Source organism: Rhodococcus sp. W8901 (assembly GCF_013348805.1).
Taxonomy (GTDB): domain Bacteria; phylum Actinomycetota; class Actinomycetes; order Mycobacteriales; family Mycobacteriaceae; genus Prescottella.
On sequence record NZ_CP054690.1, the window covers coordinates 2,488,133 to 2,514,195 of the forward strand.

Consider the following 26,063-nt stretch of genomic DNA (forward strand, 5'->3'; position numbering starts at 1 on the left):
GGCGTAGCTGACCCCATCGGCGCAGTTCAGGGCTGTGCCCGGACCGCTTCCGCGAGGATGGGCACGGTCAGTTCGCGCTGCCACGGACGCGCGCCGCCCACCGCGAGAGCCGCGTCGATCGCCGCCGACGGATCCGACTCGTCGACCGGCGGCTCCCAGCAGATCCGACGCACCAGGTCGGGGCTGAGCAGGTTCTCGACAGGCACCTGCGCTCGCTCGCTGAGTTCGGTGATGCCGGCCTTGGCGGCGTTCAGGCGTGCGGCCGCCTCGGGGTCGCGCTTGGCCCATCGGCTGGGCGGCGGCGGCCCGGTGAAGGGCTGATTGATCGGGGGCAGTTCCGTCTGCGGCAGCGCACGGGCGCGCTCGAGAGCGGACAGCCACAGCCGTGACGACCGGCGCTGGCGCGGTCCGCCGAAAACGGGCAGGGCCCGTAGCGTCTCCATGCTCTTGGGATCGGCGCTCGCCGCGGCGACGATCGCCGAGTCCGGCAGGATGCGACTGGGGGAGATGTCGCGCTTGCGGGCCACCTCGTCGCGCGCGGTCCACAACTCGCGGACCGCGGCGAGTTGGCGGGGGCTCTTGAGGCTGTGGATCTGTGACGTCCGCCGCCACCGCTCCGGCTTGGGCTGCGGCGGTCCGGCGAGCCGGACGTGCTCGAACTCCTGCCTCGCCCATTCCGTCTTGTCCTGGGATGCAAGCTCTTTCGCCATGGCGTCCTGGAGCTCGAGGAGTACCTCGACGTCGAGGGCTGCGTAGTTGAGCCATGCGTCGGGCAGCGGACGCGACGACCAGTCGGCCGCCCCGTGACCCTTGCGGAGCTCGAGCCCGAGCGTGCGTTCGACGATCGCGGCCAGGCCCACGCGTTCGAAGCCGGCGAGCCGTCCGGCCAGTTCGGTGTCGAACAGTGCGGCCGGTTCGAGGCCGAGTTCGGCGAGACACGGCAGATCCTGGTCGGCGGAGTGCAGCACCCACTCGAGGTCGTTGATCGCGTCACGAAGGGGTGCCAGATCCTCCGACGTCGGAATCGGATCGAGTAGGAACGTGCCGGCGCCGGCACGCCGCAACTGCACCAGGTACGCGCGGGACGAGTAGCGGAATCCGGACGCGCGCTCCGCGTCGACGGCGAGGGGGCCGGTGCCCGCGGCGATGCGCTCGGCGGCGTCGCGGACGCCGTCGGCCGTCTCGATCACCGGCGGCACCCCGTCTGCCGGAACCAGTAGTGGTACGGGGACGGGGGTGGGCTCGGTGGTATCTGGCATAGGGGGCAACTCTACGTGGCGAGGGCGCGATCTCACGTCGAGATCTGCGCGTCGCGCGGCAATTCTGTCAAAAAGTTGAACATGTGACCAAGACCACTCCGGCGGGTGACGGTGCCTGGTCGGCGCACCGACCGGCCCGTCGGTGCGCCCGGGCGGAATGTCGGAATCGCTCGCGGGCAGTGCGGCCCATGAGGTAGAACGAGTTCCAGTTTTGTCCGCTCGGCTTCTCCGGGCGGATCGAGGACACCTGATCGGAAGGCAGATCGATGCTCAACCTTGCGGCCGCCGTCGCTCCCGTCGGCGAGGTGCCGGCCGGGTCCATGGTGGAGTTACCGGGCCGGGGCAGCACCTACGTCATCGATACGGGTGCCACCCCGGAGAACCGTGGAAAGCCGACGCTGGTGCTGCTGCACGCGCTCGCGTGCACCGGCACGCTGACGTGGTACCCGGCCATCGCCAAGCTCGCGGCGAAGTCGCGGGTGGTGGTCCTCGATCAGCGTTGGCACGGGCGTGGCATCCGCTCGGAGCGATTCACGCTCGAGGACTGCGCCGACGACGTCGTCGCGCTCGCCGACACTCTGGAGCTCGACCGTGTCGTGCCGGTCGGGTACTCGATGGGTTCGTTGGTCTCGCAGCTCACGTGGAAGCGGCACCGCGACCGCGTCGCGGGTCTGGTGCTGTGCGCGGGCGCGGCGCACTTCAAGCGGAACTCGCGTGAACGGGTGGCGCTCGAATCGCTCAGTGCGGGGCTCGGTGCGCTCAAGCCGCGTCCCGGTCCGGTCCCGGTCGGCGGGCCGCGGTTCGGCGGAGATCGGGTGTGGGCGTACTCCCAGTTCCGGGAGACCAGTTACGGCGCGATCGGTCGGGCCACCGCCGAGATCGGCAAGTTCGATTCGACGGCGTGGGTCGGCGACATCGACGTCCCCACCGCCGTCGTGGTGCCCACGAAGGACCTGATCATCCCCCCGCGGCGCCAGCGCTGGCTCGCTCGCCAGATCGCCGGCGCCGCCACGTACGAGGTGGACTGCGGTCACTCGTCGTGCGTCATGAACGCCGGGCCGTTCACCGAGGGACTGCTGGCTGCTTCTTCTTCCGTGCTTGCGCGCGTGCGGCCTTGACGAGTTCGGCCAGGGCCGCCGGGAACGCGTCCGCCAGATCCCACAGGTGCGGCGCGAGTTCCTTGCAGGAGACCAGGCCCACGTCGAGTCGGCCCTCGAGCGACATCACCGTCACGTTGAGGCCGGCGCCGTGGAAGACCGGTCCGAGCGGATACATCTGCTTGATGCGCGCGCCCAGGAAGTAGAGCGGCATCGGCGGGCCGGGGACGTTCGAGACCACGAGGTTGTGCACCACGGGGTGACGCTCGGCCAGCTTCAGCTTGGAGTACACCCGCATCGCGCTGCCGAACGTGGCCGGCGCCGCGAACTGCGCCCAGTCCTGCAGCAGGGTCGCGCCCAGCGCCTCGTTGTGGTGGTCCTTGTTGATCGCGTTGTGCTCGGCGATGAAGTGCAGCCGCTCGACCGGATCGGCGATGTCGGTCCCGAGCTGGGTGAACATGACCGAGATCTGGTTGGTGCCCGGACGGTCCGACTTGTCGTGGACGGAGACCGGTACCGTCGCGACCAGTGAGCTGTCGGGGAGTTCGTTGCGGTCCTCGAGGTACTTGCGCAGCGCGCCGGCGCACATCGTCAGCACGACGTCGTTGACCTTGACGCCGAAAGCGTTCTTGACGAGCTTGACGTCGTCGAGGCTCAGTTCGTTGTACGCGATGGTCCGGCGTCCGGTGATCGCGCCGTTGAACGAGGTGCGCGGCGCGGTGAACGGCGTCGGCATCGCCTCGCCCTTGCGGGCCCGCCCGATCCAGTTCGGCAGCAGCGACACGCTGTCCGGGAGCAGCTTCGCCATCTTCAATGGTCGCGTGGCGAACGACAGCAGGCCGTTGACGGCGATGTCGAGTGAGCTCGCGCGACCGGCTCCCTCGGGAAGCTGATCGAACTCGGGCCTGGGGGCGTCGGGCTCGAGCCCGCACAGCTGTGACATGAGGTTGGAGCCGGTGACACCGTCGACGTTGGCGTGGTGCATCTTCGACATCACGGCTACCGAGCCGTCTTCGAGGCCCTCGATGACGAACATTTCCCACAGCGGGCGGGTGCGGTCCATGGGCTGGCTGGCGATCGAACTGCACATTTCCGAAAGCTCGTCACGGCCGCCCGGCGCGGGTACCGCGATCCGGTGGAAGTGGCGATCGATGTCGAAGTCGGTGTCGTCGACCCACACGGGGTGGTCCAGGTTGAAGCGCGTGTCCTTGAGCCGACGCTTGAAGCTCGGCATCGATTTGACGCGAACGGCCAACTCGTCTCGCAGCTTTGCGAAAGAATAGCCACCCGGGATGGTGGACCCGTCGAGAATGATGAGGCCACACACGTGAAGCATCTGGGTCGGGGTTTCGAGATAGAGGAAGCTGGCATCCAATCCACTGAGTCTCTCCATGCAGCTAACGGTAGAACCTGTTCCATTTTGACGTGGGCGTTGTGACAAACATCATGGTTAAATAGGTTTATGAGGATTGATAACAGGTTCCTGTTACGTCAGGTGGCAAATACTGCGCTGACGGCCAACGCGCTGCGACCGGTGCCGGGGATGCCGATGTCGGTGCCGACGTTCCTGTCCGGATGGCTGACCACGGAACTCGCTCCTCAGTTGCTTGCTGCGACCGCGGCCGATGCTGCTGTCCACGTCGCCCGCCACGGCGTCCGGAGTCGCGGCGACGCCGTCGGACTCGCCGCCGCCGGGGCTTCGATCGCGGGACTCGCAGCCGTGATCGCGACCGGACGTGGGGCGCGGGCCGAGGTGGAGTCGGCGCTCGAATCGGCGTTGGGACCCGACTATCGATCGGTGGGCGGCGCGGCGCGTCCGGTCCCGCAGACGCCGTGGCGGCAGTTGGCGTTCCCGTTCCGGATGCGCCGGGACGACGTCGTGCGGGTGAAGAACCTGGACTATGCGCCCGGCGGTCGACGATTCCGGATCGACATCTACCACCGCCGGGACACTCCGGCGAATGCGCCTGTCCTGCTGCAGATCCACGGTGGCGGGTGGGTCATCGGCACCAAGGATCATCAGGGCATCCCGCTGATGCTGGAGATGGCGTCGCGTGGGTGGGTGTGCGCCGCGATCAACTATCCGCTGTCGCCGAAGGCGGTGTGGCCGGAGCACCTCATCGCCATCAAGCGGGCGGTCTCGTGGTTGCGCGGCAATGTCGCCCGGTTCGGCGGGGATCCCGATTTCATCGCTGTCACCGGCGGTTCGGCCGGCGGCCACTTGGCAGCGATGTTGGCGTTGACGGGTGGCGACGCCGGCCTGCAACCCGGTTTCGAGGATGCGGACACCTCGGTCCAGGCGTGCGCCCCGCACTACGGCGTGTACGACTTCGCGGGAGAGACGGGGATCAAGGCGACACGTCAGCGGGTCGAATCCGCGCTCTCACCGATGGTGCTGGGCAAGAAGGCGCAGTTCCCGCGGGACTACCTCGCGGCGTCGCCGCGTGCGCACCTGCGCGAGGATGCGCCCCCGTTCTTCGTGGTGCACGGGACCAGCGACTCGTTCATTCCCGTCGCCGAGGCCCGCGAGTTCGTCGATCGTCTGCGTGAGGTGTCGGCGAATCCGGTGGCGTACGCCGAGCTGCGGGGCGCCCAGCACGCGTTCGACATCTTCCCGTCCATCCGGAGTTTCCGGGTGGCGCAGGGTGTCGCCGACTTCCTCGACTGGGCGCACGCCCGCCGGCTGTCGGCGGGCGTCCCGGGGCATGCCGGCACCCGAGCCGGCGCAGCGGACACCGTGGATGCGGACGATGTGGACGAGGAAGGGACGGGTTAGCGGATGGAGCGGCGTCGAGGTGTAGCGATCGGTGGCCGCTGCGGCTCAGGGCCGCCGACCCAGCCTCGCGATTCCGGCCGGCGGCAGGCCGGCGGCGTAGGCGAGGACCTCGCAGAAGGCCTCGACATGGGAGGCCAGGGCGGTGGACGTCGCCGTCCACGACGCCCGGAGCTCGAGTTGATGGGCCCGCGGTGGCCCCGCGATGTCGCCGTACCGTACCGAGCTGGTCGCCGTCACCGTGCCGCCGAGCGCGACCACCTCGTCGGCCCGCTCGTCGAGGGCGTCGACCAGCCAGCTCCACGCAACCTCGGGGAGGAGGGGATCGGCGGCGAGGGCCGGCTCGAGGTCGGCCTGGATGTAGGCGACCAGCCGCATGGTGCCGTTCCACGCCTCGTCGCCGTCGGGATCGTGAAGCAGGATCAGGCGTCCGAATGCGTCCCCTTCGGACTGCTCCGCGACGGCCGCGTCGTCGGGGTGGCGGACCTCCGCGCCGATCGCGTAGCTGAACGGCGCGAGGCGCTGCGGGGGACGGATCGGGCCGAGCTCGATATCCGGGTGAACCTCGGCCGAGTTCATCGCGTCGACAGCGGCGCGGAACTGGGCTGGTTCGTTGGGTAATCCCGGGGTCGTCACACCAGCGGACGTTAGACGCCGCACCTGGTAGGGCGTCGGAGGCGCGCCGATTCCGCCCCGGCGCCGGGCCATGGCAGCATGGAGCCCGATGAGCGGCTTGGAAGATACGAATGCAGGTATGACCGGGCGTGCCGAGTACCCGTCTCGACGGGTCCTGGGCGACGCACCGTTGTTGGCGGCGGCCACCGGCCGTCCGGTGAAGCATCGACCCGTGTGGTTCATGCGTCAGGCCGGACGCTCGTTGCCGGAGTACCGGGAGATCCGGGCGGGAATCGGGATGCTCGAGTCCTGCTTCGATCCCGAGTTGGTCTGCGAGATCACGATGCAGCCCGTGCGGCGGCACAAGGTCGACGCGGCGATCCTGTTCTCCGACATCGTCGTTCCGCTGAAGGCTGCGGGCATCGACCTCGACATCGTGGCCGGTGTCGGACCCGTCGTCGCGAACCCCGTGCGGACCACCGCCGACGTCGCGGCGCTGCCCCGCCTGGTTCCCGACGAGGTCGGCGCCGTGTCGCAGGCTGTCCGGCTGCTCACCGCCGAGCTCGGCGAGACGCCGCTGATCGGTTTCGCCGGTGCCCCGTTCACGCTCGCGTCGTACCTGGTCGAGGGCGGCCCGAGTCGCAACCACGAGCGCACCAAGGCGCTCATGCACGCCGATCCCAAGACCTGGCACGCGCTCCTCGGCACCATCACCGACACCACCATCGCGTTCCTGCAGGCGCAGCTGCATGCCGGCGTCGACGCGGTCCAGTTGTTCGATTCGTGGGCGGGCGCGCTGTCGCTGGCCGAGTACCGCGAGTTCGTGCTGCCGCACTCGGAGCGGGTGTTCGCCGAGGTCGAGTCGGCCCAGGTGCCGCGCATCCACTTCGGTGTCGGCACCGGTGAACTCCTCGGTGCGATGGGCGAGGCCGGCGCCGACGTCGTCGGCGTCGACTGGCGGATCCCGCTGGACGTCGCCGCCCGCCGCGTCGGGCCAGGCAAGGGGCTGCAGGGCAACCTCGATCCCGCCGTCCTGTTCGCGGGCTGGCCCGCGATCGAGAAGCAGGTGCGGCGCATCGCCGCGGAGGCGGACGCCGCGATCGCGGCCGGCGCCACCGGGCACATCTTCAACCTCGGCCACGGCGTGCTGCCGGAGACCGATCCGGCCGTGCTCACCGACGTCGTGGAGCTGGTGCATTCGTTGTGACCGGTCGGCGCGTCTCGGTAGCGGTCGTCGGTGGCGGCGTCACCGGGCTCGTCGCGGCCTATCGGCTGCGGCAGCGGCTCGGTGACGGCGCCCGGATCACCGTCGTCGAGGCGGGCTCACGGACCGGTGGCAAGCTGCGGACCGTCGATCTCGCGGGCGATCCCGTCGACGTGGGCGCCGAGGCGTTCATCGCGCGCCGCCCGGAGGTTGCGGACCTCATCGTCGAGCTGGGCCTGCAGGACCAGTTGGTCCATCCGACGGGACGATCGCCGCTGATCTGGTCGCAGGGCTCGCTCCACCCGTTGCCCTCACGGACGCTGATGGGCATCCCGTCGGATCCGCAGTCGATGGCCGGACTTGTCGACGCGGACACCCTCGCGCGCATCGTCGCCGAGCCGACCGTGCCGTTCGAGTGGGATCCGGCGGCCGATGTGGACGTCGCGACCCTGGTCGGCGGCCGTTTCGGTGAGCAGGTGGTGCGCCGGTCGGTCGATCCGCTCCTCGGTGGTGTCTATTCGGGGTTGTCGGACTCGATCGGGGTCCGGGCCGCGCTGCCGACGCTGGCCGCCGCGCTCGACTCGGGTGCCCCGAGCCTGTCCGCGGCCGTGCGGGCGGCGCTGCCGACACCGTCCCCGGGGCCGGTGTTCGGCACCCTGCGCGACGGCTACGGCGTCCTGCTCGCCGCGCTGCGCGACGCCGCCGCACCCGAGATGGTCCTGGACGCGTCCGCGACTGGCCTGCGCCGGGACGAGGACGGCTGGTGGATCGATCCCCTCGACCACGTCGACGGGATCGTGCTCGCGGTGCCGGCGCCGCAGATGGTCGGCCTGGTCGCCGACGCCGCACCCCCGCTGGCCGAGGCGGCCCGCGGCATCGAACTCGCATCCTCCGCGGTCGTCGCGCTGGCCCTGCCCACCGACGCCGGTGTCCCGGAGAACTCCGGGGTCCTCGTCGCGACGGGGGAGTCGTTGGGCGCGAAGGCGTTCACGCTGTCGAGCCGCAAGTGGCCGCACCTGGCCGACCGGGACGTCACGCTGGTGCGGGCGTCGTACGGACGGTTCGGGGACGCCGCCGTCGTCGATTCCACCGACGAGCAGTTGATCGCGAAGGCCCGCGCCGATCTGGAGACCGTCACGGGCGTGCGCGCCGACCCGGTCGACGCGATCGTCGCGCGCTGGCACGGCGGGCTGCCGCAGTATGCACCCGGTCACCTGGATCGGGTGGCCGCGATCGAGGCCGCCGCGGCCGACGTGGACGGGCTCGAGATCGCGGGTGCGTACCTGCACGGAGTCGGCGTCCCGGCATGCGTGGCGTCCGCGACGACGGCGGCGACACGGCTCGCGGCCCGAGTGGCAGGATGAGCGGCATGGCACGCCTCGATTTCGACAAGCTCAATTCCACCCTTCGCTACGCGATGTTCTCCGTCTTCCAGGTGCAGCCCGGCGTCCTCGGTGACGACCGCGCCGCAGCCGTGAAGCAGGCGCAGGCGTTCTTCGACTCGTTCGAGGACACCGACGTCGTCGTGCGCGGCATCTACGACGTCGCCGGCGTCCGCGCCGACGCCGACTTCATGATCTGGACGCACGCGGAGCGCCTCGAGGATCTGCAGAAGCTGTACAAGGACTTCCGCCGCACCACCGACCTCGGCCAGGTGAGCGACCCGGTGTGGTCCAACGTCGCGCTGCACCGTCCCGCCGAGTTCAACAAGAGCCACGTTCCGGCCTTCATCGCCGGCGAGGATGCGGGCGACTACATCTGCGTGTACCCGTTCGTCCGCTCGTACGAGTGGTACCTGCTGCCCGACGCCGACCGTCGCAAGATGCTCGCCGATCACGGCATGGCCGGCCGCACCTACCCGGATGTCCGCGCCAACACGATCCCGGCGTTCGCGCTCGGCGACTACGAGTGGATCCTCGCGTTCGAGGCCCCGGAGCTGGACCGCATCGTCGACCTGATGCGCGACCTGCGCGCTACCGAGGCCCGCATGCACGTGCGTGAGGAGACCCCGTTCTTCACCGGTCCGCGGGTCACCGTCGAGCAGCTGGTCAACTCGCTGCCCTGACCCGATACGACCACACCCCGCACCCGACAGGTGGCGGGGTGTTTCGTGTGTACCGCGGCGCGAGGTGGCTCGGCCCTCGTATCCTGAGCACATCAGCGGGCCCACGAGAGGGGCATGCGATGTGGAGTCCACGACGGTTCCTCGGTGCGGGTGTCCTGACGGTCGGCGTCGTGATTGGTGTCGCGATGTGTCCGATTCCCCAAGCATCGGCCACACCCACCATGAACACCTTTCAGGTTCCGTTCGTCACGAACTGCAGCACTTTCTTCAACCCCTGCTCGTTCAACCCGGTGGCGATCACCGGTGAGGTGCCGGGGACGGTGACGTTCCCCGCTCTGTATCCGACCGAGCCTGGGCAACCGAACGTCAAGGGCAGCTACTACATGCACTGGAGGAACCTCGGCACCGGAACCGCCGGGATGCTGGTGCTTCCCTACAGCGAGGCGGTCAGCGTGTTCACCGGGGCGGGACTCGTGACCGCATCGATGACGACGGGCTTCGAGTTCATCGCCGGAACAGGTGTCTTCTCCGTGCCCTGAGTCCGGCTGGAAGACTGAGGCCGTGACTTCGTCGGCGCGGTACCAGCACATGGCGCACTGGGGCATGTTCGAGGTCGAGTCCGCCGGCGGCGACGTCAGCGCGGTGAACCCGTTCTCCGGGGACGCTGATCCGTCACCCATTCTGGGTAACCTGCCCGGGTCGGTGCGCCACCGTTCACGCATCGCCGGCCCCGCGGTCCGCCGCGGCTGGCTCGAGCAGGGGCCCGGGCCGTCCGACGTCCGCGGCTCCGACGAGTTCGTGGCCGTGTCGTGGGACGAGTTGCTCGATCTGCTGGCGCACGAACTGCGTCGCGTCGTCGACACCCACGGCAATCGCGCGATCTTCGGCGGCTCGTACGGCTGGGCCAGCGCCGGACGATTCCATCATGCGCAGAGCCAGATCCACCGCTTCCTCAACATGCTCGGCGGCTACACCCGCTCGGTGCACAGCTATTCGCTCGGCGCTACCGGCGTCATCATGCCGCGCGTGGTGGGCACCCACTGGAAGCTGTTCGCCCGCTCCACCAACTGGGACGTGATCGCCGACCACACCGATCTGATGGTGTGCTTCGGCGGCGTGCCGCTCAAGAACACCGCCGTCAACAGCGGCGGCACCAGCGCACATCCCACGCGCGGTGCCCTCGACCGATTTCGGGATCGCGGCGGCGAGGTGGTCTCGATCAGCCCGCTGCGCGACGACCTGCACGGCCGGTGCGAGTGGATCGCACCGATCCCCGGCACCGACGTCGCGATCATGCTCGCGCTCGCGTACGTACTGGCGTCGGAGGGATTGCACGACAAGGCATTCCTGAGCCGCTACTGCGTGGGGTACGACCGATTCGAGGATTATCTCCTGGGACGCACCGACGGCGTGCCCAAGACGCCGGGCTGGGCGTCGGCACTCTCCGGCGTCCCGGCGGAGCAGATCGCCGCGCTGGCCCGACGGATGGCCGGCGGACGCACGATGGTGACGGTGACGTGGTCGCTGCAGCGCGTCCGGTTCGGCGAGCAGGCCCCGTGGATGGGCGTGACGCTCGCGGCGATGCTCGGCCAGATCGGGCTTCCCGGAGGCGGATTCGGGCACGGCTACGGATCGATGAACGAACCCGGGCTGGCGCCGGTGCCGTACCCGCTGCCGACGCTGTTCCAGGGCGCCAACCCCGTCCCGGACTTCATCCCCGTCGCGGCGATCTCGGACCTGCTGCTGCATCCGGGGGAGGAGTTCGACTACGACGGCCGACGCCTCACCTACCCGGACATCCGACTCGTGCACTGGGCCGGCGGCAATCCGTTCCACCATCATCAGGACCTGGCCCGGCTGCGGCGTGCGCTGGCCCGACCGGACACGATCGTCGTGCACGAGCCGTACTGGACGCCGATGGCCCGGCACGCTGACATCGTGGTGCCGTCGACCACATCGCTCGAACGCGACGATCTCGCGTGCACCCGCAACGATCCGCTGCTGGTCGCGATGCACCGCGCGGTGCCCCGGTACGCCGATGCGCGCGACGACTACGACACGTTCGCCGCGCTCGCGCACCGTCTCGGGTTCGGGGCCCGGTTCACCGAGGGCCGCACCGCACATCAGTGGATCGAGCACCTGTACGAGCAGTGGCGAGGATTCGTGCTCACGGACCCGGCGCACCTCGAAGCACCCCCGTTCGGCGAGTTCTGGCGGCGCGGGCACGTGCGGATGCGGACGGAGGACGGTCTGTCGCTGTTCTCCGAGTTCCGTGACGATCCCGAGCGCAACCCGCTCACCACCCCGAGCGGGAGGATAGAGATTTTCTCCGCCGACATCGACGGTTTCGGCTACGACGACTGTGCCGGGCACCCGCGCTGGTACGAACCGGACGAGTGGCTCGGCGGCGAGCGGGCGCAGCGTTTCCCGTTGCACCTGATCGCCAATCAGCCGAAGACCCGGTTGCACGGGCAGTTGGACCACGGTGCGGTCAGTCAGGCGTCGAAGATCCGTGGGCGGGAGCCGATCCGGATCCATCCGTCCGACGCGGCCGCGCGGGGACTCGGCGCCGGTGAGGTGGTGCGGGTGTTCAACGACCGCGGTGCGTGTCTCGCGGGTGTGGTGCTCGACGACCAGGTGCGGGCGGGAGTGGTGCAACTGGCCACCGGGGCCTGGTACGACCCGCTCGATCCGTCCGACCCCGACTCGATGTGCGTGCACGGCAATCCGAACGTGCTGACCGCGGACGTCGGCGCCTCGTGGCTGTCGCACGGCTGCTCCGGGCAGCACGCACTGGTGCAGGTCGAGCGGTTCGACGGGGTGCTCCCGCCGATCAAGGCGTTCGACCCGCCGCTCTGACTTGTTCTATTTGAACTAGAACAATATGGTGGGTGTGTGCTCATTCGCATCGATCAGTCGTCGTCCGTCCCGCTGTACGAGCAGTTCGCCGCGTCGGTGCGAGGCGCGATCGCCGACGGGTCCGTCGTCGCGGGGGAGCGGTTGCCCTCCGCCCGGGATCTGGCGTCGTCCCTCGACCTCAACGTGCACACCGTGCTGCGCGGCTACCAGATGCTGCGGGACGAGGGGTTGATCGAACTGCGCCGCGGTCGCGGTGCCGTCGTCTCGGCAGATGCCTCGGTGCGGGGCCGGCTGCAGGAGGCGGTCCGCGGTCTCGTCGCGGAGGCGCGGCGGCACGGCATGAGCGCGGCAGACCTGCTCGACCTGGTGAAGAAGGAGATGACATGACCGACTCGACTGCGGTGCAAAACGTTTCGTGGGTTCGGGGGCTGGGTGGTGCGTTACTCGCCTCGGTCGCCGCGGCGACCGCCGCGATCGCCGTCCTGGCGGCATGGTCCGGTGACCTGCCCGACCCGGTCGCCGTCCACTTCGGTCCCGGCGGCGCCGCCGACGGCTTCGCCTCCCGCGCGGCCGCGCAGTGGTCGCCGGTGCTCGGTCTCGCCTTCGCCGTGCTGCTCGGGGGAATCCTGTTGGCGCTCACCCGTCGTGACGTGCGTGCCGCGCGGACGGGTGCGGCGGTGTCGGCGGGAACGGGCACCGCGGTCGCGATCCTGCCCGTCGCCCTGTTGTCCTCGCAGCGAGGCCTCGCCGACGCGGCGGATGCGTCGTTCGGTGGATGGTGGCTCCTGCCGGTTGCCGCGGTGGGCGTCGTCGCCGCATTCGCCGGCCTGGCGCTGATCGGGCGACCGGCGCCGGCGGCGGCGGCCTCGGCCCCGCCGGCGGACGCGGCTCGCCTCGATCTGGCCGATACCGAGACCGTCGTGTGGACCGGGTCGGCCGCGATGTCCTGGTGGCTCGGGGCGGCGCTGGCGCTGCTGCCGACTGCGCTGATCGCCTGGTCGGCCGCGACCGCGTCGAGCGGAGCCGTCCTGATGCTGCTCGGTGCGGCCGTGCTGGGCGCGGTGTTGATGGGCCTCACGCTCGCGCCGGTGTACGTCGTCGTGGACGGGCGTGGACTCGAGACGCGCTACGTGCTCACCGGCGGTCGTCGGCGGATCCCGCTCGACGAGATCGCCCGCGCCGATGTCGTACACATCGGGCTGATCAACCGGTACGGCGGCATCGGCTACCGTGTCGGCCCGGACGGCGTCGGCCTGCTGGTCCGGCCCGGTGCCGCGTTGCGCGTCACGCGCGGTGACGGCTCCAAGTTCACCGTTACCGTCGACGGCGCCGACCAGGCCGCGGCCGTGCTGAACTCGCTCGCCGCGCGGGGGCGTGTCGCCAGGTAGCGGGACCGACGGCGGACCAGGCGGTCTCGGGGTTCTGTACAGTCGTGTCCGATGGCCGGCGGATTTCCCGTGTTTCGCTTGTACCGAGACTCGGACAGCTCCCACGTATTGTGTTGCGCACGTTTCCCGGAGTTCGCCGGGTGGGCTGCGGACGAGGAAGTCTGTGCCCAGCGAGCTTTCGACGATGCGGTCGCGAGCATCCTTCTCGACGCCGACCTCGCACCGGAAGCGCTCACGCTGGTCGGCGAGCAGCAGGGGTATCCCGTCGGCGATCGACTGTTCGCTACGACGATTCCCCGCATCGGAACGGTCTCGTACGCGTACCAGCAAGCCGGGTCGCCGTGGATCGTTCTGGGCCTCGATGTCTCGGCGGACGAGTTCTGGGCCGAGATCGAGGACGACGAGGATCTCCGGGAACTCGACCCGATCCCGCCGCTGAGGGCGGTGCCGGCCGTGGTCTTGACTCAACCCGGCTGGCCGGACCGCCCGTAGGCGGTTGTCCGGCCGGCTGTGGCGCCCGGCTGCCCCCGACAGCCCGGGTTGCCGGGGGCAGCGTCGTTCTACGAGCCGTCGGCCGGCTGCAGCCGCAACGAGATGCTGTTGATGCAGTACCGCTGGTCGGTCGGGGTGGGGTAGCCCTCGCCCTCGAAGACGTGCCCGAGGTGGCTGTGGCAGTTGCTGCACAGCACCTCGACGCGGTGCATGCCGAGCGTGTTGTCGGCTCGCAGGATGACGGCGTCCGAGTCCGCGGGGTCGAAGAACGACGGCCATCCGCAGTGCGACTCGAACTTCTCGGTGCTGCGGAACAACTCGGCACCGCACGCGCGGCACGAGTACACACCCTCGGTGGTCGTGTCGGTGTACTCGCCGACGTGGGGACGCTCGGTCCCCGCCTGGCGGAGCACCTGGTACTCCTCGGGTGTCAGATGTGCGCGCCATTCGGCGTCACTGCGCCGGAACGTGGGTGCGGGCAGGCCGGAATCCTGTGTGGAACTCATGGCCTCACGCTAATACGATCCGCGAACCCGTGCGTCAGACCTTGGCCGGCACCGGGGTGTCGGCGCTCTGTTCGGCGACGAGGAAGTCCGGATCGATACCCGAGTCCAGCCGTCCTTCGCGCTTCGACGTCAGGTAGCGGTTCGCGAGCACCGCGAAGATGACGATCAGCAGCAGGCTCCAGCCCATCGTCGGCTTCAGGTATTCGGCTGCGCGGCCGGTCTCGATGAACCGGTTCGAGAACCAGGCGTCCGCACTGAGGAACCCGTACACCGCGAGCCACGCCGGCCAGTTACGCATCACGGAGTTGCGCAGCACCACCGTCATGATCAGCGGGAACAGCAGCATCGAGTAGTACATCTGGCCCAGCGACAGCAGCAGGAACGACGCTCCCATGATCACGCCCGAGGCGGTCGCGACGAAGAACAGTTCGTCGTGCCGGTAGTACCGGTACAGCAGCCACAGCGACACCAGGACCATCGCCGTGAAAGCGATACGCAGAGCCCAGATCAGCGCGACGGGCAGGCCGAAGTAGGTGCCATTTCCGACGATCGCGCTGTTGAAGTAGTCGCGGGACTCCGACAGGTACGGCAGCGTGTGCTCGATGAACGCCATCGGATCCGCCGACAGCGGCCAGGCCACGGCCATCAGGACCACCGGGATGCCGATCGCGGTGACGAACACCTTCCACTGACCCCGCACCAGCGGCAGCAGCAGCAGGGGCGCGAGGATCGGTTTGACCGCGAGCGTCAGTCCGATCGCGGCGCCGGACCACAGGTCCCGCCGTCGCAGGAGCAGGAACAGGAACGCCACCTCGCCCAGCAGGATGATGCCGTTGATGTTCGAGAAGACGAGCGTGTTCGTGACGGTTTCCGTCGAGAACGCTGCGAACAGCAGGATCGGTGCGGCCACCGAGTTCAGTGCCAGGTCGAACATCTTCAGCAACAGATACAGCGCGATGATCACGGCGATCGCGTTGGCGAGGATGAACAGCCAGCGCGACTTCTCGGGATCGATGAGCGCGAGCGGCGACATCAACAACGTGCCGCTGGGCTGGTAGAGGTAGTGCGGATCCACCGAGTTGAAATCGGCGGTGTAGACCTCACGGCGATTGAGGAACGCCAGGGTCGCTCGGTACACCGGGGCGAAGTCGTCGGTGTGGGATCCGTTGACCGCCAACACGAACACTCGATGCAGCACAGTCATCACTGCGATAGGCCACAGAGCGAAGTTGATGACCTCGGCGGTGGTGCGGCCGGTACGCGGCTCGAATCGTCGAAGGAACACTACGGCACGGTACACCGCCGCGGCCTCGGTCAGCCGCGGCAACCCCCGCGCGTCACGCCGGGCACGCGCTGCCGTCGGTCGGGAGCTCGGCCGAAGCGAGGTAGCGGGTCAGGGATTGACGCGCGCAGTCCGAATGCGTCGTCACCGGGTGGCCGTAGCCCGCCCACGTCATGCTCGACCACTCGGCGCCGGCGCTCGCGAGGGAGCCGGTCACGGTGGGCAGGCCCGCATTGCCGACGACGGGGTCCGCCGCGCCGCTGAACACCAGGACCGGTACGTCGAGGCGTCCGGGGAGCGGGGGCGGCGACATGGTCGGCCACGCCGAGCAGCGCATCAGCCCGACAGCGGCGTCGGCGCCGAACATCGGATACTTCACGCCCCACGCCTCCTGCAGTTCGCGGGCTCGTCCCGGGCCCGGCCACTGCTGGCCGTCGCTGCATCGTGCGACGAACTGTCCGTCGGTGCCGATCGCGGCGTCGGTCGTGCCGATCAGTCCGAGCAACGGGCCGGTATCGCCGCGTCCCGCGGCCGAGAGCACGTCCGCCAGTTCGCGCACGCGCGCAGGTTGGTCGCCGCGCGGGGATCCCAGGAATGCGGAGACCGTCGCCAGCAGTGCGCTCGACGACACCGTCGCCAGCTCGCCGGCGGCGGCGCGGTCTCGCAGCGCCGTGATCGCGGCCGTCGGATCCGGTCCGAGCGAGCAGTTCAGGGCGGCGCAGCGCCGGCTGAAGTCGGCGAGTGCCGCTTCCTGGCCCTGCACCCGGTGTTCGGCCGCCGTTGCGGCATCGACGGTCGTGGCGGCCGGCGCGTCGAGCACCAGCCGGCCCACCTGGTCGGGGTACCGAGCCGCGTACGCCAGGGCGACCGACGCGCCGTTGCCGGTGCCGAGGATGCCCAGGCGCTCGACCTGCCAGATGCGCCGCAGCTGTTCGAGATCGTCGGCGGCGTTCGCGGTGTCGTACGCCAGCTCGGACGGCTGCAGGGCATCGGTGCACGCCACCGTCGCGTCCCGGGCCAGCGTCGCCACCTCGTCCACACCCTGCGAAGCGGCCGGATCAGCGGGACCGAACTGTCCCAGATCGGCGAGGGCGCGTCGGTCCATCGACCGGCCGCAATCGATCGGCGTCGACGACCCGATCCCGCGTCGATCGATCGCGACGATCGGCTGCCGCTCGAGCAGCGTGGAACTCGGGCCGGTCGCGAGCGCCGCGAGGGTGGTCGAGGACGCGACGTCGGACCCGGACGTCAGCACCACGGGCGCGGCATCGGCGGGCGTCTGCGGCAGACGCGCGCGCAGTGCGCCCACCTCGACGGGGCCCATCGCCGACCCGGTGGCGTCGAGGGGCGCCGCGTAATCGGCGCATTCCAGCGACAGCCCGGCCGGGCCGGGTTCGAGGCCGGCGGCGGCGAGCGTGGCGTCCTTGCAGTCGACCCAGTTCAGATCCTTCACCGGTGTCTGCAGTTTCGGCGCCGGTGCGTCGGTCTCCGTGGTCGTCGGGTTGCCGCCGCCCTGCTCGACAACGGCGACGTCGGGTCGAACCGACGGGCCCGCGCCGCACGCGGTGCAGACGGCCAGAACGGCCCCGGCGATCGCGGCGACCCCGATCCTGCTCACAAGCGACTGCATGCGGAACAGCCTGCCAGGTGCGTCACACACCGCGGGCGCGTACCCATCGCGTGAGCAGTGTGCCGTCGTCGTCGCCGAGCACGTGCGCTCGGCTCATCGGCGTGGGGTTCGCCGCAGGGGACATCGCGATGCGGCCCGCGCCGCCGGCAACCAGTTGCGGAGACGTCGTCAGACACAACTCGTCGACGACGCCGTCGGCGACCAGGGTGCCGAACAGGCCGGGTCCGCCCTCGCACAGCACCCGTCGCAGCCCGCGACGCTCGAGAGTGGCGACCACGGCGGGCCCGGTGACGTCCCGATCGGAGACGATCTCGACGTCGGCTCCGGCGTCGCGGAGCCGGGCCAGGCGGTCCGGGTCCGCGGAGGCAGAGGTCAGGACGAGCGGTGGGACGGACGTGTCGGTGAACAGTCGCGATTCGGGGTCGAGGTTCGCGCTCGCGGTCACCACCGCGATCGGAGGCACCGCCGCCAGGCCCGCGTCCCGTCGCCGCCGGGCCAATTCGGGGGAGGTGCGGGCGCCGCCGTAGTTCTCCGCGCGGACGGTGCCGGCGCCGACGACGATCACCTCGGCGAGCTCACGCAAAACGGTGAACACCCGCTTGTCCGCAGGGGTCCCGAGCCCCGCGCTGGCGCCGTCGACGGACACGGCGCCGTCGACGCTGGCGACGAAGTTGACGCGAACCCACGGTCTGTCGAGACCCGCCGGATATCCGTACAGTGAGCGCAGGTCGTCGTCGCTCAGCTCGGACGGCCGGTCGCTGCTGTCTGCTTCTCGTGTGAGGTAGGTCGCAATATCCAGACGGTGCACGTGTTCGATCACAGCACGTCGATACGCTCAGTGCATGCATGCACGTCTTGTCGATCGCAATCCGGTGGTGCCGGCCGATCAATTGGTTGCTCAAATGGTGCCCCCGGCGATGTTCGACGAGGTCAGTTTCGCGTCCTATATTCCCGATCCCAAGGAGCCGAGCCAGGCTGCCGCGGTCAGCAAGGCCGAGGAGTTCGCGGGCAAGGTCGCGAAGATCCGTGGCGGCGGACGCCGCGGCCTGTTCGGCAAGAAGGCGCCGTCCACGGGCGCCGGTCTGTACCTCGACGGCGGCTTCGGCGTCGGTAAGACTCACCTGCTCGCATCGATCTTCCACAGCTCGCCCTCGCCCAAAGCGTTCGGCACGTTCGTCGAGCTGACGCACGTCGTCGGTGCCCTCGGCTTCAACCGGGCGGTCGAGGAACTGTCGTCCCACAGCGTGCTCTGCATCGACGAGTTCGAACTCGACGATCCGGGCGACACCATGCTGGTCTCGCGTCTGCTGACCGAGCTGTCGGCGCGCGGCGTCTCGATCGTCGCGACGTCGAACACGCTGCCCGGCCAGCTCGGTGAGGGGCGCTTCGCGGCGCAGGACTTCCTGCGCGAGATCAAGAAGCTCGGTTCGATCTTCGAGACCATCCGCGTCGACGGACCCGACTACCGCCACCGGGACCTGCCGCCCGCCCCCGAGCCCACCGACGACGCCGATCTACTCGAGCGCGCCGATGCGATCGAGGGCGCCACGCTCGACGACTTCGACGAGCTGTGCGCGCACCTGAGCACGCTGCACCCGTCGCGCTACGGCAAGCTCGTCGCGGGCGTCCCGGCCGTGTTCATCAAGGGCGTCCACCCGGCCGCGGACCAGTCCGTCGCCCTGCGACTGGTGGTTCTCGCCGACCGCCTCTACGACGCCAGCATCCCGGTGACGGTGTCGGGCGCGAAGCTCGACGAGATCTTCACCCCGGAGATGGTCGCCGGTGGCTACCGCAAGAAGTACCTGCGTGCCACGTCGCGCCTGCTCGCGCTGTCGCGCTTCGAGGTCGCTGCCTGATCTGATCCACGCCTCGTGAGGCGGCGCAGCGGTCAGACGCTGCGCTGCATCACGAAGTCGTGGTGGGTCTGGGCGCCCACCTGAAACGTCTTGGTGCCGACCTTCTCGAAGCCGTTCTTGACATAGAACCGCTGCGCCCGCTCGTTCTCCTGGTTGACGCCCAGCCACACCCCGGCGCAGTTCGCGTTCCGTGCATGATCGACCGCCGCGTCCATCAGCGCCGCCGAGACGCCGGTGCCGTGCCGACCGGGCAGCACGTACAGCTTGCTGATCTCGGTGGTGGGGTGCAGGGACACCGCGGACCGCACCGCGTCGTCGTCAGGGGTTCCGTCGATCAGCATCACGTAGCCGACGATCTCCCCGTTGCTGGTGGCCTTGAGCACTGTGCGGGTCGAGTCGGTGAGGTACTCGCTGAACTTCTCCGCGGAGAGCACGTTGTCGATGAACGCCGCGATGTCCTCCCGCGTGGCGTGCGGCGGGCATGCGAGCGGGAACGTCACCGCGGCGACGTCGGCCAATGCCTCGGCATCCCAGAGTCCGGCCCGGTCGACGGAAATCGTCACAGCTCCACCTCGTGTACGTCGTGTGTGTCCCGGGTAAGTACACCACTGTCCGGGACGGACTCGAAGACTCGGTCTTGGACGGACCGGATGGCTCGGTCCGGGACACACACGGTCAGGCGCCGGTGGGCGCGGATTCGGTCGGGGTGGTGCCGGACGGTACGCGGCGCGGCGCGAATGCGGGCGCGAGCAGGAACAATGCCACCGCGAACAGCAGCGGGGCGACGAATCCGACCCGCAGGTCCGACACCGCCGCGATGCCGCCGATGACGGCGCCGGCGATCACGGTCCCGGCGTAGTTGAACAGGTTGATGCGGGCGACGACCACGTCGGTCTGGTCCGGGGGCGCGAGCCGGCCCGCGGCACTGAAGCTCAGGGGCGCGATGACGGGGGCGCCGAGGCCGACCACGAAGAATCCGGCGATCGCGAACGCCGGTGCCTGCGCGACGACCACCATCAGAAGACCGATCACGCTGATGATCGCCCCGACCCGCACCACGGCGATCTCGCCGAACTTCCGGACCCAGAGGTCGCCGGTCAGCCGCGAGATCAGCGCGGTCACCTGGTAGGCCGCCATCGCGAGGGCTGCGGTACCGGCATCGGACAGCAGTACCTCCTTGAGATACAGCGGTGAGTAGGTGCCGACGCCGAAGTCGATCGCGTAGAACAGCATCATCGCGATCCCGAGTGCGAGGAACGGTCGTAGCGGGATCGCGACCGGGACGGCGGCAGCGGTCGCGGACCGCTGGTGGCCGGCGTGCAGCAGGCGCGGGCCGATCCATGCACAGATCGCCGCGACCAGTACGGCTGCGACGAGCACGGACGCCATGACCGACAGCTCGAGCGTCGAGAAGACCGCGACGAACCCGGCACCGACGATCGCGCCGACGCTCCACGATGCGTGGAACGACGAGAGGATGACGCGGCCGTACGCGTGCTGAATCGACACCGCCTGCATGTTGGCCGACGCGTCGACGATGCCGAGTCCGATTCCGTAGAACGCGAAGGCGGCCAGGAACGCCGGTGTCGATGTCGCGAGCGCGATCACCACCGCACCGGCCGCAATGACGAACAGGCCCACGCGGAGCGTGGTGCGACTGGAGGTGGCCTTCGCGAGTTGCTCGGCGACGACGCTGCCGACACCCGCGACGACCGAGACACCCACGACCGTCACGGCCACGAGGGTGTCGCTGAACCCGAGGTCCTCCTTGAACTGGGGGAGCTGGGTGAGCAGTACGGCCAGCATGAACCCCTGCAGGCCGAAGGCGACGGAGGCCGAGACGCGCGCGCCGCTAAGGGTTTTCGTGTTTCGAATCACTGGACGAGTGTCCAATATTTCGCTCCGTTTCGTGGGGTTCTCTGCTTCACTGCTCATCATGGCGGTACAACGAACAATTCCCGAATTCCCCGACGATTTCGTCTTCGGTGTCGCGGCAGCGGCGTACCAGATCGAAGGGGCGGTGACCGAGGACGGGCGTGGCCGTTCGATCTGGGACGAATTCTGCTCTGTCCCTGGAGCAATCGTGCGCGGCGAAACCGGCGACATCGCGATCGACCACTATCACCGCTACCGCGACGACGTGCGCCTGATGCGCGAGCTCGGCACCGACTCGTACCGGCTGTCCGTGTCGTGGCCGCGGATCCAGCCCGACGGCAAGGGCGAAGTCAATCCCGCCGGCCTCGACTTCTACGACCGGCTCGTCGACGAACTGTGTGCGGCCGGAATCACGCCGGCGGTCACGCTGTTCCACTGGGATCTGCCGCAGGCCCTCCAGGACGACGGGGGATGGCTGAACCGGGCGACGGCGCAGCGCCTGGCCGAGTACGCCGCCATCGTGGGGGAGCGACTCGGTGACCGGGTCGGAATGTGGATGCCGCTCAACGAGCCCGTCGTACATACGCTCTACGGTCACGCCCTCGGAGTCCACGCGCCCGGGCTGTCGCTCGGCTTCGGCGCACTGCAGGCCGCGCACCATCAGCTGCTCGGCCACGGCCTGTCGGTGCAGGCACTGCGTTCGGCGGGCTGCGGCAACATCGGAATCGCGTCCAACCACGCGCCCGTCCATGCAGCGAGCGACTCCGAGGCCGACATCGAGGCCGCCGACATCTACGACCACATCGTCAACTGGACGTTCGCCGACCCGGTCCTGCTCGGCAAGTATCCGGCCGACGAACTCGCGGCCCTGCTCACCGGACCCGTCGACGACGACCTGGCGATCATCGCCCAGCCACTCGACTGGTTCGGTATCAACTACTACGAGCCCACGATCATCGCCGCGCCCCGGGACGGCGAGGGAACGGAGGGGGTGCTCGAGGTCGATCTGCCGCCAGGGATGCCGTTCGCGCCGGTGCCGCTGGAAGGCTATCCGAAGACCGACTTCGGCTGGCCGATCGTCCCGGACGGCCTGCGGGAGATCCTCACGATCTTCCGGGACCGGTTCGGAGCGGCTCTGCCGCCGGTGTACATCACCGAGAGCGGGTGCTCGTTCCACGACCCGGATCCGGACTCGTCGGGTCGTGTGCGCGATGATCGTCGAATCGCGTATCACGCGGACCACCTGGCCGCAGTTCGCGAGGCGATGGATGCCGGCGTGGACGTCCGTGGCTATTTCGTGTGGTCGATCCTCGACAACTTCGAATGGGCCGCCGGGTACCGCGAACGCTTCGGGCTCGTTCATGTGGACTACGACACTTTGGAGCGGACGCCCAAGGATTCTTACTACTGGTTCCGCGATCTGCTCGCGAAGCGGCACGGCGGGTAGGCGCGACGGGCGGGTGGCGGGAGGCTGCCCGCCCGGAAATGAGTGAGCCCCAGCCGTGGATGGGGGGTCAGGGCTGGGGCTCCGCACCATCGGGGGGGATGGCACGCCCGACGATACATGAGGAATCCCTCAGGTTCGAATCGAGCGGGCGCCCCGGAACTCGATGGGGATCGAACGCAAGAAGGGCACCTCCAGTGGAGGTGCCCTTCTCGGTGGTGCGCGATACTGGGATTGAACCAGTGACCTCTTCCGTGTCAGGGAAGCGCTCTCCCGCTGAGCTAATCGCGCGGGTCAAAGATCGGAAGCCCGGAAAACCGGGCTCCCTTGGCCGGCTACCAGGGCCGACCGTGGAGCGGATGACGGGATTCGAACCCGCGACCCTCACCTTGGCAAGGTGATGCGCTACCAGCTGCGCTACATCCGCATGTTGTAACACTCAAGATTCTCAGCAGCATACTGCCTCGAAACTTGGTGCGCGATACTGGGATTGAACCAGTGACCTCTTCCGTGTCAGGGAAGCGCTCTCCCGCTGAGCTAATCGCGCGAGGTGGAGACGGGAATCGAACCCGTGTGCACGGCTTTGCAGGCCGTTGCCTCACCACTCGGCCACTCCACCATAAAAGGTCGAGTCCAACCTCTCGAGCGGATGACGGGATTCGAACCCGCGACCCTCACCTTGGCAAGGTGATGCGCTACCAGCTGCGCTACATCCGCATTCGCACCGGCGGGGCGTTTCCGCTTCCCCGGTGCGGTGAGAACATTAGCGGACCATTCGAGAAAGGCACAAATCAGCAGGTCAGCGGCGAAATATGGCAGACCTTCGGGTCGAGTGCGCTGGTGAACGCCCGATGAATACCGGACCGACAGGCACGAACGGTTCTTTCCGGCGTCGGCGAAGCGGGCGGAAGCGAGGCGAAGTGGCGCGCCCATCGAGGCGCTCCTGGAAGTGATTCACCCACGTGCGCGCGTGCGCGCGAGCGCATACCTGGGAGCGTGGCTGCTAGCGCCGTCCTGAGGACCTGGGTCGCGCGGTGACCGGCGCGCGGTCGGGTGCGATCGGTGAGCTTCGGTCCTACGTCGAGGCGTCGCGGGCCCGAAAACGAATAACAACCAGGGGATTCGTGTTCGCGACAAGTGCGTGTTAGTGTTTCGTCTCGTTCGACCGCGAGTGGTTAGCGCGGTTCGGTCCCGTGGCTCAGTGGAAGAGCGTCCCGTTCACACCGGGAAGGTCGCTGGTTCGATCCCAGCCGGGACCACAGAAGATAACCAAGGTCGGGGTTCGCCACGGCTGATTGCAGAATCGCCCCTCTCCGAGGGGCGATTTTTGCGTTCGGGCGGAAATCGTGGATCTGGTCACCGCTACACCCATGTCGTGGGTCTGATTGCGTTCGCCAGGTCGACCAGCGTGTATCGGTGTGTGCGCTCGGCGGTGTTCCGGGCGAGCGTTCGCAGCGCCTCCTCGGCGCCGGCGCGCAGGCTGCGCTGGGTGAACTGGGCCCCCAGGATCAGAGGCAGCGCCGCCGACCGGCCGGACTCGAGCCAGTCCACTGCCACGCCGAGCACGTGCGCGCGCATCTGCAGTGCGCGAGGTTCCGTCTCCGGTAGCCGCTCGACCCGATCGGCCGCTTCCTTGAGATCCCGTTCGCTGATCTCGGCCACCGGTAGGCGACCGACCAGGACCAATACGGTCGTCAGCCGGGCCTCGCCGAAGTGTCGGGAGTCGGGCGGTACCTGGTCGAGTATCCGTACTGCGCCCTGCCGATCGCCGCGGGCCTCGAGCTGCCGCGCGAGACCGAACGCGGCACTGACCAGGCTGTGGTCCGTCTGCCATACGGTCCCGTAGTACCGCTCGGCCACCGTGCGCCACTGCTCGTCGACCACAGCCGGGGAGTCGGTGGACAGGCGGTTGTCGGTACGTCGGTCCAGGATCAGTTCGACGGTCCCGGCCAGTGCCAGCTTCGGTGCCAATTCGCCGGGCAACGCCGAGAGCACCGTGTCGAAACGGGAGAACGCCGCCTCGTACTCCCCGCGGAGCAGGTCGCACAGGCCCTGATACCAGCTGATCCGCCAGCGGCGCGGGTGTTCCCGGGCGAGCTCGGCCAGCCGATCAGCGGCCCGTTGCGCGTCGCCCAGATCGAGGTGCGCGCGAACCTCCATCAGGGGCAGTTCCAGGCTGTCCCCGAGCCGGCCGCGGGGAGCGGCGGCACTGCGTTCACGCGCCACGCGGAGGGTGCCGAGGAGTTCGCGCGGCGTGCTGTGCATCGCTGCGGTGAGTAGCGCGGCCCCGGGATCGGCGGGATCCGCCAGCGGAACAGGCAACGCTCGACCCATTGCGAGCGCGCTCGGGCGCCCGTGGTGGGGCCGGCCGTCGACGAACACATCCGTCCGACGGATAGTCAGGTCGGTGCCGAAGCTCCCGCGTGGGGGGCTGAACTGCTGCGACAGTCCCGGTCGTGGCCGGCCGGACTCCCTGGACGTTATCTCGCGCAGGAGCGCGGTCAACTGGGTGGACATCTCGTCGATCGACGAGAAGCGTTGGGCCGGGTCCGGATTCGTGGCCCGCCGCAGCATGCGGTAGTACGCCTCGTACTGCTGGAACAGTGGTTCGTGGGCTGGATCGGGCAGGCCGTCGAGGTAGCGGCCCTGCTTCGTCGGCAGCGCAACGGTGAGCGACGCGAGGGTGCGCCCGACGGTGTAGATGTCGCTCGCCACGGTGGGCCCGGTCGCCACGATCTCGGGCGCCTGGAAGCCGGGGGTTCCGTAGATGAATCCGCAGTCCTCGAACCCGGCGACGGCGCCCATGTCGATCAGTTTGACCTGCCCCTCGCTGACCATGATGTTGTCGGGCTTGAGGTCGTTGTAGATCAGCCCGATCGAGTGCAGGTAGCTCAATGCCGGCAGGATCTCCAGGATGTAGCCGAGGGTCAGGTCGAGCGGCAGCATCCGTGCCGGTCCGACCTCGTCCGCGCTGGTGCGGAGCAGGTCCTTGAGTGTGGTGCCGCCGATGTACTCCATCACGATGTACCCGACGGGGGAGCCGTCCGCGTCGGGATGCTCGACGAAATTGAAGATCTTGACGATGCTCGGATGGGTGACCTCGGCGAGGAAGCGCCGTTCGGCGACCGTCACCGCCTGGGCCTTCGGATCGGCCGCATGCAGCAGTCCTTTGAGTACCACCCAGCGATCGTCGACATTTCGGTCGATGGCGATATAGATCCAGCCGACACCGCCGTGGGCGATGCAGCCCTGCACCTCGTACTGTCCGGCCACCAATTCGCCTGGTTCGAGCCGCGGACCGAACGAGAAACCGGTGCCGCAATTCGCGCACACACCCCGGGTCGGCGCCGTAGCGTCTGCCTGCGTGCGTCCGACAGGGTTGCGGCACTTGGTGCAGTAGCGTTTGTCCTCCGCCAGCACCGGATTGCTGAGCACCGCGGACGAGGGATCGAGCGCCGCGATGACGGGGATCTCGACCAGTCCGTCGCCGATGGTTCGGTGACCCGAGGTGACCCGGGGCCCGCCACGTTGTCCGGCTCGTCTCGACCTGGGGGGCGGCGGCACAGCACCTGTCGCGCCAGCGGTGGTGGCGGCGTCACGGGCGGTCGCCGCAGTGTCGGGAGTGGTCGCAGCAGTATCGGCGGCGGTGGTGTCCGGGGGTTCGGCGCGATCGGTGGCGGCGCTGTCGGCTGTGCCTTCCGTTGGCGGAGTCATCCGG

The 26,063-nt window shown here is 69.0% G+C and carries 22 protein-coding genes and 6 tRNA genes; 13 read left to right on the forward strand and 15 right to left on the reverse strand.

The features are described 5' to 3' along the window. Nucleotides 1-26: 26 nt before the first annotated feature. Nucleotides 27-1,259, reverse strand: a complete 1,233-nt coding sequence (locus HUN07_RS11775) for an HRDC domain-containing protein (RefSeq protein WP_174909830.1) — start codon at nucleotides 1,257-1,259, stop codon at nucleotides 27-29. A gap of 266 nt (nucleotides 1,260-1,525) precedes the next feature. On the opposite strand from HUN07_RS11775, the gene HUN07_RS11780 reads away from it, so the two are divergent. After that, the gene (locus HUN07_RS11780; RefSeq protein ID WP_114724192.1) at nucleotides 1,526-2,377 is read left to right on the forward strand and encodes an alpha/beta fold hydrolase; all 852 of its coding nucleotides are present in this window, start codon (nucleotides 1,526-1,528) and stop codon (nucleotides 2,375-2,377) included. Here the strand turns inward: HUN07_RS11780 and HUN07_RS11785 are convergent. Beyond that, nucleotides 2,322-3,749, reverse strand: a complete 1,428-nt coding sequence (locus HUN07_RS11785) for a WS/DGAT/MGAT family O-acyltransferase (RefSeq protein WP_174909832.1) — start codon at nucleotides 3,747-3,749, stop codon at nucleotides 2,322-2,324. The two genes, HUN07_RS11780 and HUN07_RS11785, sit on opposite strands and share 56 nt — an antisense overlap. Before the next feature lie 102 nt (nucleotides 3,750-3,851). Here HUN07_RS11785 and HUN07_RS11790 point away from each other — a divergent pair, with 102 nt between their 5' ends. Further along, entirely contained in the window at nucleotides 3,852-5,132 is a 1,281-nt protein-coding gene (locus HUN07_RS11790; RefSeq protein ID WP_254622905.1) for an alpha/beta hydrolase, read from the forward strand. Nucleotides 5,133-5,177: 45 nt separating this feature from the next. Here the strand turns inward: HUN07_RS11790 and HUN07_RS11795 are convergent, their stop codons facing one another. Then, a complete protein-coding gene (locus HUN07_RS11795) occupies nucleotides 5,178-5,765 on the reverse strand; it encodes a DUF3000 domain-containing protein (protein ID WP_114724190.1) in 588 nt (195 codons plus the stop codon). 118 nt (nucleotides 5,766-5,883) lie between these two features. On the opposite strand from HUN07_RS11795, the gene hemE reads away from it, so the two are divergent. From hemE to HUN07_RS11835, 8 genes are all read left to right on the forward strand, one after another. Beyond that, on the forward strand, nucleotides 5,884-6,951 hold the full coding sequence (gene hemE, locus HUN07_RS11800; protein WP_174909834.1) for a uroporphyrinogen decarboxylase: 1,068 nt from the start codon (nucleotides 5,884-5,886) through the stop codon (nucleotides 6,949-6,951). Next, nucleotides 6,948-8,312 carry a protoporphyrinogen oxidase gene (locus HUN07_RS11805; RefSeq protein ID WP_114724189.1) on the forward strand — a complete coding sequence of 455 codons (1,365 nt, stop codon included), beginning with the start codon at nucleotides 6,948-6,950 and terminating at the stop codon, nucleotides 8,310-8,312. Before hemE ends, HUN07_RS11805 begins: the two co-directional genes overlap by 4 nt. Before the next feature lie 5 nt (nucleotides 8,313-8,317). After that, on the forward strand, nucleotides 8,318-9,013 hold the full coding sequence (gene hemQ / locus HUN07_RS11810; RefSeq protein ID WP_114724213.1) for a hydrogen peroxide-dependent heme synthase: 696 nt from the start codon (nucleotides 8,318-8,320) through the stop codon (nucleotides 9,011-9,013). 119 nt (nucleotides 9,014-9,132) lie between these two features. Next, nucleotides 9,133-9,552, forward strand: a complete 420-nt coding sequence (locus HUN07_RS11815) for a hypothetical protein (protein ID WP_174909836.1) — start codon at nucleotides 9,133-9,135, stop codon at nucleotides 9,550-9,552. Between the two features lie 49 nt (nucleotides 9,553-9,601). After that, entirely contained in the window at nucleotides 9,602-11,872 is a 2,271-nt protein-coding gene (locus HUN07_RS11820) for a molybdopterin-dependent oxidoreductase (RefSeq protein ID WP_174914649.1), read from the forward strand. 36 nt (nucleotides 11,873-11,908) lie between these two features. Further along, nucleotides 11,909-12,259: a GntR family transcriptional regulator gene (locus HUN07_RS11825; protein WP_174909838.1), complete on the forward strand. Its 351-nt coding sequence runs from the start codon at nucleotides 11,909-11,911 to the stop codon at nucleotides 12,257-12,259. Further along, nucleotides 12,256-13,260, forward strand: a complete 1,005-nt coding sequence (locus tag HUN07_RS11830) for a DUF1648 domain-containing protein (RefSeq protein ID WP_174909840.1) — start codon at nucleotides 12,256-12,258, stop codon at nucleotides 13,258-13,260. Before HUN07_RS11825 ends, HUN07_RS11830 begins: the two co-directional genes overlap by 4 nt. Before the next feature lie 69 nt (nucleotides 13,261-13,329). Next, the gene (locus tag HUN07_RS11835; protein ID WP_114724212.1) at nucleotides 13,330-13,752 is read left to right on the forward strand and encodes a hypothetical protein; all 423 of its coding nucleotides are present in this window, start codon (nucleotides 13,330-13,332) and stop codon (nucleotides 13,750-13,752) included. Nucleotides 13,753-13,820: 68 nt separating this feature from the next. Here HUN07_RS11835 and msrB read toward each other — a convergent pair whose 3' ends face one another. From msrB to HUN07_RS11855, 4 genes are read right to left on the reverse strand one after another with little or no spacing between them, the layout of a single operon-like run. Beyond that, the gene (gene msrB, locus HUN07_RS11840; RefSeq protein ID WP_114724184.1) at nucleotides 13,821-14,258 is read right to left on the reverse strand and encodes a peptide-methionine (R)-S-oxide reductase MsrB; all 438 of its coding nucleotides are present in this window, start codon (nucleotides 14,256-14,258) and stop codon (nucleotides 13,821-13,823) included. Between the two features lie 34 nt (nucleotides 14,259-14,292). After that, a complete protein-coding gene (locus HUN07_RS11845) occupies nucleotides 14,293-15,543 on the reverse strand; it encodes a glycosyltransferase family 87 protein (protein ID WP_254622906.1) in 1,251 nt (416 codons plus the stop codon). A 52-nt stretch (nucleotides 15,544-15,595) separates the two neighbouring features. After that, on the reverse strand, nucleotides 15,596-17,170 hold the full coding sequence (locus HUN07_RS11850) for an alpha/beta hydrolase (protein ID WP_174909842.1): 1,575 nt from the start codon (nucleotides 17,168-17,170) through the stop codon (nucleotides 15,596-15,598). 22 nt (nucleotides 17,171-17,192) lie between these two features. Continuing rightward, nucleotides 17,193-17,990: a pyrimidine reductase family protein gene (locus HUN07_RS11855; protein WP_174909844.1), complete on the reverse strand. Its 798-nt coding sequence runs from the start codon at nucleotides 17,988-17,990 to the stop codon at nucleotides 17,193-17,195. Between the two features lie 22 nt (nucleotides 17,991-18,012). Here HUN07_RS11855 and zapE point away from each other — a divergent pair, with 22 nt between their 5' ends. Next, a complete protein-coding gene (gene zapE, locus HUN07_RS11860; RefSeq protein ID WP_174909846.1) occupies nucleotides 18,013-19,026 on the forward strand; it encodes a cell division protein ZapE in 1,014 nt (337 codons plus the stop codon). Between the two features lie 32 nt (nucleotides 19,027-19,058). Here zapE and HUN07_RS11865 read toward each other — a convergent pair whose 3' ends face one another. Both HUN07_RS11865 and HUN07_RS11870 read right to left on the reverse strand, forming a co-directional pair. Next, complete coding sequence (locus HUN07_RS11865; RefSeq protein WP_174909848.1) at nucleotides 19,059-19,589, reverse strand: GNAT family N-acetyltransferase; 531 nt, start codon at nucleotides 19,587-19,589, stop codon at nucleotides 19,059-19,061. Nucleotides 19,590-19,701: 112 nt separating this feature from the next. Then, nucleotides 19,702-20,904: an MFS transporter gene (locus tag HUN07_RS11870; RefSeq protein WP_174909850.1), complete on the reverse strand. Its 1,203-nt coding sequence runs from the start codon at nucleotides 20,902-20,904 to the stop codon at nucleotides 19,702-19,704. Between the two features lie 58 nt (nucleotides 20,905-20,962). Here HUN07_RS11870 and HUN07_RS11875 point away from each other — a divergent pair, with 58 nt between their 5' ends. Further along, nucleotides 20,963-22,348 (forward strand): GH1 family beta-glucosidase, encoded by a 1,386-nt coding sequence (locus HUN07_RS11875; RefSeq protein ID WP_254622981.1) that lies wholly within the window; start codon nucleotides 20,963-20,965, stop codon nucleotides 22,346-22,348. A gap of 213 nt (nucleotides 22,349-22,561) precedes the next feature. On the opposite strand, the gene HUN07_RS11880 is transcribed toward HUN07_RS11875, so the two are convergent. The 5 genes from HUN07_RS11880 to HUN07_RS11900 form a co-directional block, all read right to left on the reverse strand. Continuing rightward, nucleotides 22,562-22,636: transfer RNA gene (locus HUN07_RS11880), tRNA-Val, on the reverse strand. Nucleotides 22,637-22,696: 60 nt separating this feature from the next. Next, nucleotides 22,697-22,772 (reverse strand) — tRNA-Gly (locus HUN07_RS11885). A gap of 45 nt (nucleotides 22,773-22,817) precedes the next feature. After that, a tRNA-Val gene (locus HUN07_RS11890) sits at nucleotides 22,818-22,892 on the reverse strand. Between the two features lies 1 nt (nucleotide 22,893). Further along, nucleotides 22,894-22,964: transfer RNA gene (locus HUN07_RS11895), tRNA-Cys, on the reverse strand. Between the two features lie 25 nt (nucleotides 22,965-22,989). After that, nucleotides 22,990-23,062 (reverse strand) — tRNA-Gly (locus HUN07_RS11900). Between the two features lie 470 nt (nucleotides 23,063-23,532). Between HUN07_RS11900 and HUN07_RS11905 the strand changes: the two genes are divergently transcribed. Beyond that, nucleotides 23,533-23,604: transfer RNA gene (locus HUN07_RS11905), tRNA-Val, on the forward strand. Between the two features lie 103 nt (nucleotides 23,605-23,707). Here HUN07_RS11905 and HUN07_RS11910 read toward each other — a convergent pair. Continuing rightward, on the reverse strand, nucleotides 23,708-26,059 hold the full coding sequence (locus HUN07_RS11910; protein ID WP_174909852.1) for a serine/threonine-protein kinase: 2,352 nt from the start codon (nucleotides 26,057-26,059) through the stop codon (nucleotides 23,708-23,710). Nucleotides 26,060-26,063: the final 4 nt, after the last annotated feature.